This window comes from Pseudoalteromonas sp. TB64 (assembly GCF_000498095.1).
Classification (GTDB): domain Bacteria; phylum Pseudomonadota; class Gammaproteobacteria; order Enterobacterales; family Alteromonadaceae; genus Pseudoalteromonas.
In genome coordinates this window covers 1-12559 of record NZ_AUTQ01000188.1, presented here as the reverse complement: position 1 = coordinate 12559, position 12559 = coordinate 1, and the positions used below count along the sequence as shown (strand labels likewise).

11 protein-coding genes are annotated in these 12559 nt (G+C 37.8%); 4 read left to right on the top strand and 7 right to left on the bottom strand.

The genetic code is table 11. The features are described 5' to 3' along the window. Positions 1 to 30 precede the first annotated feature (30 nt). Positions 31 to 792, bottom strand: a complete 762-nt coding sequence (locus L647_RS0115645; protein WP_024611512.1) for an IS5 family transposase — start codon at positions 790 to 792, stop codon at positions 31 to 33. A gap of 486 nt (positions 793 to 1278) precedes the next feature. Between L647_RS0115645 and L647_RS0115640 the strand changes: the two genes are divergently transcribed. Both L647_RS0115640 and L647_RS0115635 read left to right on the top strand, forming a co-directional pair. Then, a complete protein-coding gene (locus L647_RS0115640) occupies positions 1279 to 2166 on the top strand; it encodes a LysR family transcriptional regulator (RefSeq protein ID WP_024611887.1) in 888 nt (295 codons plus the stop codon). A 54-nt stretch (positions 2167 to 2220) separates the two neighbouring features. Next, complete coding sequence (locus L647_RS0115635) at positions 2221 to 2985, top strand: YdcF family protein (protein WP_024611886.1); 765 nt, start codon at positions 2221 to 2223, stop codon at positions 2983 to 2985. Positions 2986 to 3231: 246 nt separating this feature from the next. Here the strand turns inward: L647_RS0115635 and L647_RS0115630 are convergent, their stop codons facing one another. Next, complete coding sequence (locus tag L647_RS0115630) at positions 3232 to 3984, bottom strand: Nif3-like dinuclear metal center hexameric protein (protein WP_024611885.1); 753 nt, start codon at positions 3982 to 3984, stop codon at positions 3232 to 3234. Positions 3985 to 4134: 150 nt separating this feature from the next. Between L647_RS0115630 and L647_RS0115625 the strand changes: the two genes are divergently transcribed. Beyond that, positions 4135 to 4476, top strand: a complete 342-nt coding sequence (locus L647_RS0115625) for a hypothetical protein (RefSeq protein ID WP_024611884.1) — start codon at positions 4135 to 4137, stop codon at positions 4474 to 4476. A gap of 30 nt (positions 4477 to 4506) precedes the next feature. Here the strand turns inward: L647_RS0115625 and L647_RS0115620 are convergent, their stop codons facing one another. Further along, a complete protein-coding gene (locus L647_RS0115620; RefSeq protein WP_024611883.1) occupies positions 4507 to 4983 on the bottom strand; it encodes an HPP family protein in 477 nt (158 codons plus the stop codon). A gap of 95 nt (positions 4984 to 5078) precedes the next feature. Between L647_RS0115620 and L647_RS0115615 the strand changes: the two genes are divergently transcribed. Then, positions 5079 to 5651 carry a TetR/AcrR family transcriptional regulator gene (locus tag L647_RS0115615; protein ID WP_024611882.1) on the top strand — a complete coding sequence of 191 codons (573 nt, stop codon included), beginning with the start codon at positions 5079 to 5081 and terminating at the stop codon, positions 5649 to 5651. Between the two features lie 42 nt (positions 5652 to 5693). On the opposite strand, the gene L647_RS0115610 is transcribed toward L647_RS0115615, so the two are convergent. The 4 genes from L647_RS0115610 to L647_RS0115590 form a co-directional block, all read right to left on the bottom strand. Next, positions 5694 to 8873 (bottom strand): amidohydrolase family protein, encoded by a 3180-nt coding sequence (locus L647_RS0115610; RefSeq protein ID WP_024611881.1) that lies wholly within the window; start codon positions 8871 to 8873, stop codon positions 5694 to 5696. Positions 8874 to 8977: 104 nt separating this feature from the next. Then, positions 8978 to 9802 (bottom strand): M90 family metallopeptidase, encoded by an 825-nt coding sequence (locus tag L647_RS0115600; protein WP_024611880.1) that lies wholly within the window; start codon positions 9800 to 9802, stop codon positions 8978 to 8980. Positions 9803 to 9860: 58 nt separating this feature from the next. Then, positions 9861 to 11633 carry a ligand-binding sensor domain-containing diguanylate cyclase gene (locus L647_RS0115595; RefSeq protein WP_024611879.1) on the bottom strand — a complete coding sequence of 591 codons (1773 nt, stop codon included), beginning with the start codon at positions 11631 to 11633 and terminating at the stop codon, positions 9861 to 9863. 74 nt (positions 11634 to 11707) lie between these two features. Next, positions 11708 to 12469, bottom strand: coding sequence for an IS5 family transposase (locus L647_RS0115590; RefSeq protein ID WP_024611512.1), 762 nt, complete (start codon positions 12467 to 12469; stop codon positions 11708 to 11710). Positions 12470 to 12559 lie beyond the last annotated feature (90 nt).

Sequence of the window (12559 nt, the reverse complement as noted above, 5' to 3'; positions counted from 1 at the left end):
TAGGGGCTGTTGATCTTTGTAGTATATATATTAATCAGCCCACATTGGTAGCCACATCATAGTAAATGCTAAAGCGAGCATGGAATGATAATTCCGTTCAAGCTTTTCATACCTTGTAGCTATCCCTCTATATTGTTTGATCCGACCAAAGGCATTCTCAACTAAGTGCCTATATTTGTACATGCACCAGTCAATATCTTCATTACCCACTAAACTGTTATCCTTGCGTGGAATAACGGGTGTAGCGCTATTATCACGAATAAACTCTCTTAGTTTTTCACTATCGTAGCCTTTATCTGCGACAACCACATTACTCGTTGGGCAATTGTCTACAAGTGACTCTGCATGGACGATATCATGCGTATTTCCACAGGATAATTCATAATAAACAGGCAATCCTCCGCTATCTACTGCAAGATGAATTTTAGTCGAATTGCCACCTCGACTCTTACCGATTGATTCATTGCCAGCGGTTCTTGCACCGCAACTATGCTGGTGAGCCCTGACAATACTGCCATCAATAAAGATCCAATCCATATCAGCATAGTGGGATAACACACGAAATAATTCATTCAAAATATCTTTTTTGGACCATAAATTAAATCGTCTATAGATAGCACTCCACGAGCCGAAATAAGACGGTAAATCTCGCCAAGGAATACCGGTACGCATCTTATAGAGTATGCCTTCGAGCGTTTTTCTATGCTCAGGCTTATTATAAATTCGACCACTTAAGTGCATTACTTTTGATAAGACATTCCATGTCGCGTCTGTTAACATTAATCTTGGCATGAGGGTTCGGTGTAACGTTTTTTAGCGAATTCAATTATACCTTATCCTCATGCTGTTTGTTTTTTATACCGCAAAGATCAACACGCCCTAGTAATAGCTCAATCCCTGTATATATTAATAATACTTAGACTTTCCAACCTAATTAACTTTTCTTGTATTAAGTAATTGGAGCTCAACTTAAGTAATTTTATTTCACTAACTTTGCTATTACCTATACCTTTCAACCTGTTTTGGTGGCTAAAATTTATGTAGATGCATTTCGTCACGCAATTAATATATTTTCAGATTTAACATGAAGTAAACTCACCTACAACTTATCAAATCAGTCGAAAAGTAATTTACATAATTAATAAACTTAATGTTTAAGTGCTAAATAACGATAAACACCCTAAATTTTAGCCATCTAGACGTTGAAACGTTTTTTGTAAAAGCGTAGTATGTAGTTAATCTGAGCTGAACTCACTTTTACCATGAGAATTTTTAAAGATGATTGGTCTTAAACACTTAAAAACTATTGCTACCCTAAAAGAAACTGGATCTTTGGTTAATACAGCACGAGAGCTGTTTTTAACGCAATCAGCTTTATCGCATCAAATCAAAGATCTAGAGAATAAACTGGATTGCCAACTATTTGAGCGTAAAACTCAGCCGGTACGATTTACCCCACAAGGAATGTTATTACTCGAGCTTGCTAACGAAATATTACCAAAAGTAGAAGCAACAAAGTGCCGATTAAAAGAAAGTTTAAATCAGCCTATCTCTCAACTTCGTTTGAGTGTTGAGTGCCATGCATGTTTTCATTGGTTACTTCCTACTATTAAAGAATTTAATAACTTTTGGCCTGACATAAAAATTGATTACGAGCGTGGTTTTAGCTACGACGCTATTCCTGATTTGTTAAATGACGAACTAGATTTAGTTTTAACATCTGATATACGTGAGCCAGACAAATTAGAATATGCGCATTTATTCGACTTTAAACTTAAACTGATTGTGGCTCCAGATCACGATTTAGCTAAAAAAGCGTATGTAACAGCGCTTGATTTAAAAAACGAAACTATTATTTCGTATCCAATACCACGTGAACGCCAAGATATTTTTAAACACTTTATCCAAAATGCACGCTTCGATGGTACGTTAAAAACAGTTGATCAAGGGCTACTTATTTTTCAGCTTGTTAGTGCTGGAATGGGAGTTGCTGCATTACCTGATTGGCTTGTTACACCTTATGAAAGCCAAGGCTTAATTAAATCTATTCCTTTGGGAGCACTTGGGTTAACACGCCCAATGTATTTGGCAATGAAAAAAGATATGAAAGATAACCCTGTTTACCGCCACTTTTTAAATACCTGTAAGTTAAATAACGGTCGATAAACACTTAGCTTATGAGTAATATAAACACTAACTTAGCTTTTTATATTACTCATTATGCTTGTTTTTAAAAAATTACTCGGCGGCTTATTAATGCCACTCCCTCTATCTGGTCTACTCGCATTTATTGCGATTTTCTTTGCGCTTAAAGGTTCAAAATCAGCACTGTTTTTATCTTCTTTAAGTGTACTTATCTTACTTTTACTAAGTACACCATTTGTCGCTAATTTAATTTTAAAAAATAACGAGTCCCCCTCACTCGCTTTTAACTCATTAAAGCACCCTAAAATAGATAAAATAGTGGTACTAGGATGCGACATAAATCCAAACCCGTCCCTAAGCGCAAATAACCAACTTGGTAATTGTGCACTTACACGTTTAGTTGAAGGGGTAAAACTTGCAAAGCATTACCCTAATGCACAACTTATTGTGTCTGGTGCAGGGCACGAAAATATAACTAATAGCGAACTAATGTATAAAACAGCAATTACTTTAGGGGTTAATAAAAATCGGCTCGCTCAAAACGCGAGCGCTACTGATACTGCTGAGGAAGCAAAATTATTGGCACCAAAATTAGTCGACTATAACGTTGCATTAGTTACATCTGTACTGCATATGCCTCGTGCCAAAGACTTATTTAATGCTCAAGGTGTTGAAGTAATAACCGCAGCAACCGATTATCATAACTTTGCAGCTCTACCGTGGCATAAACAATTTATCCCTAATGCTCATGCATTATTTGTGGTTACACAATACAGCCACGAAATAATAGGGAATGCTTGGATAAGCATACGCCGCTGGATAGACCCAGAAGCGCTTTAGTTTTTATTAATTTAATTACTTTAATAGACTTAAATACTAGATCCATGAATAAATTAACCCGTTTATACCAATTTGCTTAAATATGGGTTCTATTTAACGATAAAAGAATTGCACTATAACAAGTTAAAAAATTTTATATCCAGTTGTTCTAAATGAAAATTTTTAACGGTGTTATCTGGAGATTTAATTCGTTAAATTATTTAAGTACTCATGCCGATTGGTATTAAATACCTTTGCTAATTAGTATTAAACTGGGTTATCTATATCTATAAATGTCACGTCAAAGCCATGTTCTTGGGCAAGTAACTCGCCCAAGGCTTTAATCCCATAACGCTCAGTTGCATGATGTCCAGCTGCAAAAAAATCAATATTTTGCTCTCGAGAGCTATGAATTGTTTGCTCCGATGCTTCACCCGTTAAATACGCATCAATACCTTGCTCTGCAGCAAGATCAATATAGCCTTGCCCGCCACCTGTGCATAATGCAATTGTTTCAATTTTAGCTGAGCGCACTAAACTTGTGAGTGGTATACGATTAAGTACTTTTGCAATTTTGTTCGCAAACTCCTCTCCACTTAAAGGGATTTTTAAACGCCCTTTCATCGCCACACTATTCGCAACAGGCTCAAGCCCTGCTTCAATTTCAATATCTAATAACTTTGCAAGTTGTGCGTTATTACCAATTTCAGGATGAACATCGAGCGGTAGATGATAGCCAAATAAATTAATATCATTTGCTAATAGCGCACCTATACGACGTTTTTTCATTCCTGTAATTTGTTGCGTTTCACCTTTCCAAAAATAGCCATGATGAACCAAAATAGCATCTGCTTTTTGCTCAATTGCAGCATCAATCAATGCTTGGCTTGCTGTTACACCTGTAACTATTTTTTTTATCTCATTTTTGCCTTCAACTTGTAAGCCATTCGGGCAAAAATCTTTAATTGTGTGGGGTTTTAAAATACCATTTAGAAGTTGGTCAAATTCTCGACGTTGCATACAACTTACCTTACTTAACACTGAATTTTGTACAAATTTTGGCGTTTTAATGATTAAAATGAAAGGAAAATCGCAAAAAATTGAAAAACTATTCTAAAATAGGTATAAATACGGCTTCTTTATCTGTGTTAACAACGTATAGGGTCTCTGATGAGCAAACTAGACAAAACAGAAGTGTTATCTGCCTTTGAAGCAGCGTACGAAACTGCCAATGGTAAAAAACCTGAAATCACAACTAAACCAGGCTGGTATAGCATTGATGGCGGTAAAAATTTACGCCTAGCTGACGTAGCAGAATTAACTAAAAAGTTAAATTCTGGTAAAACGGCTAAAACGAAAAAAACTAAAGCAGCTGCACCAGCTAAAACACAGAAAAAAGCGCCATTCACTGTTGTTACCGAAAACAAAGAAGGTTACACAGCTGAGGAGTCTTGGATTGTTGAATTAGCACGTAAAGATCACGACTGCCGCTTACCGCGCGGTGTTGTTTAATCAACTCACTGTGACTTTAAAAAAACCGCGTTAAGCGGTTTTTTTATGTTTGTTACTTATTGAAAAAGTCAGAAGCCATTTTGCCGCAAAACCACAAATAACAATAAACACCGTACCGACTAATACAGGCATGATCAAAAAATCCCAACTCTGTCCAGATACAATAATTAAAATTGGATTAGCACCCGCTGCTGGATGCACTGTTTTTGTTAGCATCATCAGTGTAATTGCAATCCCAACAGCCAATGCAATTGATACGCTACTATCGCCAATATAAGTTACAAATACAACTCCTACAAACGCTGTAATCAAATGGCCAACAATTACATTTTTTGGCTGTGCTAATGGACTATCCGAAATACCAAATACAAGTACCGCCGTTGCACCAAATGGTGCCATTAACCACAACCCATAATCTCCAACATTGCTTAACCATGCTAAAAAGCCCAGTACTAATGCAGAAAAAATGCCGGCAAAACAGGCTGATTTAATATTAATTGAATTCACTTTAACCTCCCCCTCAAAAGTAGACAGAGCTGTCTACCTATGTAGGGTAGACAATTCGGTCTACTCATGTCAATATTTGTTTTCTAGGAGAGTAAATGACTAAACAAGAACATATTATAGATACCGCACTTAATTTGTTTTACGCCAAGGGCTTGCACGCAGTTGGTATTAATGAAATTTTAACGGTATCTAAAGTAGCTAAAAAAACACTCTATAATCATTTTATTAGCAAAGATGAGTTAATTTGTGCATGTTTAACTAAAAGAGATGAGCGTTTTAATAAATGGTTTAAAAAACGCTGTGATAAACCTCATGCTTTAGAGATAGCCACTTCAATATTTGCAGGGTTAGAGCTATGGTTTGCCAACAAAGTACCTGAGCTTGGAAATTTTCATGGCTGTTTTTTTATAAATACCGCTGCTGAATACCCAATCGCTGAACACCCTATAGCAAAGCAGTGTATACAACATAAACAGACTATATTAGACATAATTTTAGTCGCTTTACTCGCTACACCTGAACTTAAAAGTAATAAAGCTAAAGCATTAGAAATTGCACACACCTTACTAACTCTTAAAGAAGGGTTAATATGCCAAGCGCGTGTAATGCATATTCAACCTATTATTATTCCAAACGTTACTTTGCTAAAACACATAATACAAAGCTAAAAAAAGCGGCTAATAGCCGCTTTTAAAAAGATTAAAAATAAATTATAACTTTTCGAAGTAAAGTGGTTGGCGTTCTTTTTTACCTACTTCATTCATTGTTTCGGCATTGAATAATCGACCATTGATCATGGTGTAATCGATTTTGTCTGAATCACGAATGTTTTTAAGTGGATCGCCATCAATAACCATTAAATCAGCAAGCTTGCCAACTTCAAGTGATCCTACGTTTTTATCAAGCCCTAAATACTTAGCCGGATCAATTGTCGATGCACGTATAGCTTCAAGTGATGTCATACCGCCTTGTGCAAACATCCACATTTCCCAGTGTGCACCTAATCCTTCACGCTGACCGTGTGCACCTAAGTTAACCAGAACACCTAAGTCTTGCAGTTCAGCAGCAACTCGTGCGTTATTAAAGTGGTTATAGTGATGATCGGGCGCTTTAACTCGGCGCATAGAACGCGGTAATAATTGGTTTTTAGGCACAAATTTACTTAAACGCGGATGATTCCATACATCGGTTTTATCGTACCAGTAATTTTCACCCCAAATGCCACCATAAGCCACTACAAGCGTAGGTGTGTAACCTACATCACTTTGCGACCATAACTGTTTTATATCGTCGTATATGTGCTCTACAGGGATTGAATGCTCAATACCTGTATGCCCATCAACAATCATACTTAGATTATGTTGTAATAATGAGCCGCCTTCTGGTACTACCATCATTTCAAGCTCACGACCTGCTTCGATAACTTGTTGGCGCTGCTCACGGCGAGGCTGGTTATACGACTTAACACTAAACGCACCTACTTTTTTTAGACGCTCTAAGTGAAATTTAGCATCATCTAACGAGTCAATATGCGAAGTATAACCTGGCATATTAGCTCCATATAAAATAGTGCCCGTTGAGAAAATACGTGGGCCGACAATCATGCCAGCTTTTTGCATTTCACTTGCTGTAAATATTTCTGAGGTATCGTTTGATGGATCGTGAATTGTAGTTACACCCAATGCTAAGCCTGCAAAATTTTTCCAGTTTTGCTCAGGTATAATTTCATCACTTGCTTGCGAGCCATGTGCATGAGCATCAACAATACCAGGCATTATTGTTTTACCTGTTACATCAATAACCTCAGCATCTTTAGGAATGCTTATATCATTGGCTGCGCCGATTGCTTTAATATGCTTGCCATCAGTTATAATTACACCATTTTCAATAACTTTTTCGCCATCCATAGTAATAATTTTTGCGCCAGTAAGCGCAATCATACCTTTTGGCTCAGCCATTTTTTTACTAAAGCCAATGCTTTCGCCACTCTTAACTTTAAAATCGCTATCGTCTGCGCTGTTAATAGCAAACATACCGTCAAGGCTTGCATGATAAAGTTCAGGACCTAATGTCCAGTAAAGTTTGTTACTTTTAGCGCTCCAACTAATATTTTCACCAGCACGTACCGATAGCTGCTCTATGGGAAATTGGCTGTCTTTAGGACCAATATTAATTATTTTACCGCTTTCAACAAGTGGCGTTACATACACTTTAAAGCGCTCAGCAAAAGCTAAGTACTGCCCATCTGGCGATATTCTAAATTCAGTAGCATGTTCTGATTCATATAATTTACGAACTTTTTTACTTTCAAGCTCCACTACGCTCAATGTTGGCTTTGGCCAAGGGCTCATTATATAAACACGATCATTCGCTGCACCAAATTGTGGTTGATAACCACTTTTTGAAATAAGCTCACTTTTACCGCCTTTAACGCTTACACTATAAACCCCCGGATTGAGTGACCATTTAGGGTTTAAAATACTGCCACCTGTCGCTTTTCGGTAAACAACTGTTTTACCGTCTGGACTAAACGTTGGCTCTACGTACTTGCCAGGCTCTTTAGTAATTGTATCGCCACGACCTCTGCGTGCAGACACAACTCTCACTGACCCTTGTTTGTTATCGTCCCATGTGGTGTAAACTATTTTTTTACCATCGCGGGAGTACTGCGGGAATAATTCATAATGATCAGTTTGCTTTGTTAAACGCTTAATTTTTCCTGATTCTAAATCACGCTTATAAATGTGCCCAAGCGCTTCAAAAATTGCGGTTTTTCCATCTGGGCTTACTTGCACATTACGCAACATTTTTACTTCAAACTCATCGGTATCTAAGTTTTGTGTAAAACGGACTGCTTTTTGGATTTTTTTAGTAGTTTGTACTTTAAAAGGAATGGTTTTTACAGATTTGTCTTCAACATCTAGCTTATGAATTGTTCCACCAGCCCAAAATACCAGTTCTTCATTATCTGGTGTCCATGCAATGGTTGGATAAACCCCGTGAATAGCCCATGTTTCTTGCATATCACGTTCAAGCTTATCGTAAAGCTTAGTGTGCTCACCGCTGGTTAAATCGTATAAATACAGGCTAGTTTGAAAATCATCACGTTTTATATAAGCAAGTTTTTTACCATCAGGAGACGGTGTTGGTCTTATTGCGCCGCCCATGCCATCAATCACGGTTTCAATTTCACCTGTTTCACGGTCGTAGCGTTTAATTTTATAAATACCTGCTACAGAATCCTTTGAATAATGAAATGTTTTACCAGGTGTCGCATCATGTGAAAAGTATACATAACGACCATCAGGCGAAAACATAGGTTCACCTAAATCTTTTTGATCGTTCTCACGTTTAGTAAGTTGTACTCCTTTGCCACCCGCTTTATGGTAAAGCCATACTTCACCTGCACCAAGTGAACGACTAGCCGTAAAGTGCTTACGAGCAACTAAATAATCACCATCGGGGCTCCATGCAGGGCTATTTAATAAACGAAAGGTTTCGTCGGTAACGGCTGTTTGGTTTTCACCTTTTAAGTCCATTATCCAAATGTTATCGCCACCACCTTGATCGGAGGTAAACGCAATATGTTTTCCATCAGGGCTAAAACGGGGCTGCATTTGCCATGCAATATCGGATGTAAGTTTTGTCGCTGTACCGCCACTCATCGCCATGGTGTAAATATCGCCAAGTAAGTCAAACACAACGGTTTTACCATCGGGGCTAATATCAATATTCATCCAAGTGCCTTGCTCAACACTTATAGCAGCATCTACAAACTGCCCTTTAGGTGAATCTACTTGCCATTTTTGTTCATCTTCTTCTGTGGCATTCACTTGCCCTACTGCTAATGACACAGATAGTGCCAATACTGTATGAAGCATTTTTTTCATGCGTTTCTCGCTTGTTATTGTTGCAGGTAAAACTATTTTACATGATTGCAACAAAAACAAGCGAGACTTGCCAGCATTATATGATAAAGCGCAGTTTATTAAGTTTAATGCCAAACAATAGGGTCAAATTGATAGTAATTAACCAACATACTATAAATTTCAGGATCGTAGCGTCGAAGTTCCGCTGGTTTTTCAATAAAGGTCTCGGTGAGCACAGCAAAAAACTCCGCTTCATTAGTTGCACCATAACTGTGAATAACATGCGGCATGCTATAGGCAACATGGCTTTTTAACTGCGTAAACGCACGACTAAATACTCGCCCCCATTCTTTGTAATCTGCTGAGCTTTTTAAAAGTGGTGTGCCTGTGGTTTTACCTGTTTCTTGATCAAGTTGATGTGCAAATTCATGAAAAACCAAATTATGCCCATCACTAGGCAAGCGATTTCCTTCAAGCACATCGTGCCAACTGAGTACAAGCGTACCCCCAGGCCAAGATTCGCCTAACCGCACTGTATTATGGTAACTCACAAGCCCTGCACTATCGCGAGTTGATTGCGGCGCATAATAAGCACTTGGATATAATAAAATTTCTTTTACATTTTTATAAAGTGGCCACGGTTTATTTAAAACCAGTACACACGCATCAGCAGCAACAATCAACTTCATTGCCGGTGTAAGTTTTAAGCCATCACAGCCAACAAAGCGTTTTTCATTTAAAAACCACGTTATATGACGCTCTAACTTTTCTCTATCGGCATCTGTCATTTTTTTATAAATAGGCATGCAGCGTAATAAAATATCTTTTTGCTGTGAATTTAAAGCAAAATCTCTATATTTTTTACGCCATAGTCGAGTTTGAATTGATGGCCAGCGCCAAAAAATAACGACGAAAAGAATTAAAATAAAAATTAACAGTCCATTTATCATGAGGGCATCCTAAGCCAAAGTGTTCTATATAAATATGTCCGCAGAGGGCATTTTTCAATCAAATAATTTCAGTGCGATTTCGACCACTATTTTTAGCTTTGTATAGTGCTTGATCTGCCCGCGATAGTAATCGGTCGTAGTCATTAATACCAATTGAATCTGAAATACCAAAACTTACCGTTACGTTAAGGTTTTGAGCTACCGTTGAAAAATCGTTATTACTGATATTTTCTCGAAGTTGCTCGCAAATAACGCGTGCCTCAAAAGCCGTTTTACCCGGGAATAACAGTGTAAACTCTTCGCCGCCCCAACGAGCAATTTCTTGCTCACCTTCACTATTTGTTTTAAGAATTTGAGCTATTTTACATATAACTTGATCTCCAACAATATGCGACCAACCATCGTTAATACGTTTAAAGTGATCAATATCCATTATTGCAATAGCGAGTGGTTTATTTTGAGTTTTAAATGAAGCAAAGTTTTTAGCAAGCCAGCTATCAAATGCACGCCTATTTGGCATATCGGTTAATTGGTCATGTGTTGCTTGGTAAGCAAAAGCATCAGCTTGCTTTTGTAAGTCTTGAGTTTGGCTTTCAACTCGGCTAATTAGTTTTATTTCTACCTGTTTATAATGGTACAAACGATACTTATAAATAGCGTAAACGGTTAAGGTAAGTATAAAAAACACAAATAATTTAAAACTCATTTTTTGCCAAAAATGTGCTTGAATAACAAAACTAATTACTTTGTGATTTTGTTGCCACTTTGCGTTTGGATAACCTGCACGAACCATAAAGGTGTACCTACCAGCCGGTAAATTAGTGTATTCCGCTGTAGTACTATGTTGTCGATTAACCCACTTGTTATTAAACCCCTTCAATCGAGTCTGAAAGTTTAATCGCTGAGGCATAATAAAACTCAACCCAGCATACTGAAAAGATAACCGAGATACTCCCGGCGGCAATAACACCGATTCACCATCTAATGGTAAAGCGGTTGGTTTACCATCAACATAAAAGCTTTCAATAATAGTGGGCAACGAAACTTGAGTAGATGCCTGTAAGCGAGCTGGTTTAACTGAACTCACGCCCTTTGCGGTTGCAAACCAAAGCGTCCCATCATTATGTGCTGTAGCAGAGGGCGTTGAGCCCCCATTAGCTTGAGCACTGAGCATACCATCACCCTCATCATAAAGCTGATACTCTAATGGAATCACTTTTTGTTCTGCATCTGTATTAAGAATGTATTGAATCTGTTTTTTTTCTATTTGAATAATGCCGCGATTACTCGATAACCAAAAAGATTTTTCGGTAGCGACTACCTGAAATAACTTATCTACGGGTAGGCCTTGCTCGCGTCCTAATATAGCCATTTCGCCTGTTGTGTATGTGTAGCGTACTAATCCTCGATCGGTAGCCATCCACATATAATCTTTATCTATATAAAAACCAAACGCATACTCAGCAGCAAAACTTTTAGGAAAACTTAATGTAGTAAACTTCTCAGTGATTATATCAAATACAACAACACCAATGCCCGTTCCTACCCATATATTGCCTTGATTATCCTCACTCAATGCCATAACAAAGCCACTTGGCAGCTCTGCTTTATTAGTAAATTGCACTAACGTGCCATCTTCTTCTACACGAGTAAGTCCAGAGGCAGTACCAATCCATAAACGATTTTTTGAATCAAGGAGCAGCGTTCTTACTTCATTGCTGCCCAAACCATTATCACGATTTAAATAAGGCGTAATAACTCCGTTCTCAACTTTTAATACGCCTGAGGTGTAAGTTCCTAATAAAACCTCACCGTTTTTGCCTTCAAGCAAACTAAGTACTGAATAAGATGAGTCTTTATTAATATCAGTAAAACTAGGGGCTGTTGATCTTTGTAGTATATATATTAATCAGCCCACATTGGTAGCCACATCATAGTAAATGCTAAAGCGAGCATGGAATGATAATTCCGTTCAAGCTTTTCATACCTTGTAGCTATCCCTCTATATTGTTTGATCCGACCAAAGGCATTCTCAACTAAGTGCCTATATTTGTACATGCACCAGTCAATATCTTCATTACCCACTAAACTGTTATCCTTGCGTGGAATAACGGGTGTAGCGCTATTATCACGAATAAACTCTCTTAGTTTTTCACTATCGTAGCCTTTATCTGCGACAACCACATTACTCGTTGGGCAATTGTCTACAAGTGACTCTGCATGGACGATATCATGCGTATTTCCACAGGATAATTCATAATAAACAGGCAATCCTCCGCTATCTACTGCAAGATGAATTTTAGTCGAATTGCCACCTCGACTCTTACCGATTGATTCATTGCCAGCGGTTCTTGCACCGCAACTATGCTGGTGAGCCCTGACAATACTGCCATCAATAAAGATCCAATCCATATCAGCATAGTGGGATAACACACGAAATAATTCATTCAAAATATCTTTTTTGGACCATAAATTAAATCGTCTATAGATAGCACTCCACGAGCCGAAATAAGACGGTAAATCTCGCCAAGGAATACCGGTACGCATCTTATAGAGTATGCCTTCGAGCGTTTTTCTATGCTCAGGCTTATTATAAATTCGACCACTTAAGTGCATTACTTTTGATAAGACATTCCATGTCGCGTCTGTTAACATTAATCTTGGCATGAGGGTTCGGTGTAACGTTTTTTAGCGAATTCAATTATACCTTATCCTCATGCTGTTTGTTTTTTATACCGCAAAGATCAACACGCCCTA

Coding starts and splice junctions, on each gene's coding strand:
- L647_RS0115630 (WP_024611885.1), bottom strand. CDS start 3,984: ATGCAACGTCGAGAATTTGACCAACTTCTAAATGGTATTTTAAAACCC.
- L647_RS0115615 (WP_024611882.1), top strand. CDS start 5,079: ATGACTAAACAAGAACATATTATAGATACCGCACTTAATTTGTTTTAC.
- L647_RS0115625 (WP_024611884.1), top strand. CDS start 4,135: ATGAGCAAACTAGACAAAACAGAAGTGTTATCTGCCTTTGAAGCAGCG.
- L647_RS0115590 (WP_024611512.1), bottom strand. CDS start 12,469: ATGCCAAGATTAATGTTAACAGACGCGACATGGAATGTCTTATCAAAA.
- L647_RS0115640 (WP_024611887.1), top strand. CDS start 1,279: ATGATTGGTCTTAAACACTTAAAAACTATTGCTACCCTAAAAGAAACT.
- L647_RS0115635 (WP_024611886.1), top strand. CDS start 2,221: ATGCTTGTTTTTAAAAAATTACTCGGCGGCTTATTAATGCCACTCCCT.
- L647_RS0115600 (WP_024611880.1), bottom strand. CDS start 9,802: ATGATAAATGGACTGTTAATTTTTATTTTAATTCTTTTCGTCGTTATT.
- L647_RS0115645 (WP_024611512.1), bottom strand. CDS start 792: ATGCCAAGATTAATGTTAACAGACGCGACATGGAATGTCTTATCAAAA.
- L647_RS0115610 (WP_024611881.1), bottom strand. CDS start 8,873: ATGAAAAAAATGCTTCATACAGTATTGGCACTATCTGTGTCATTAGCA.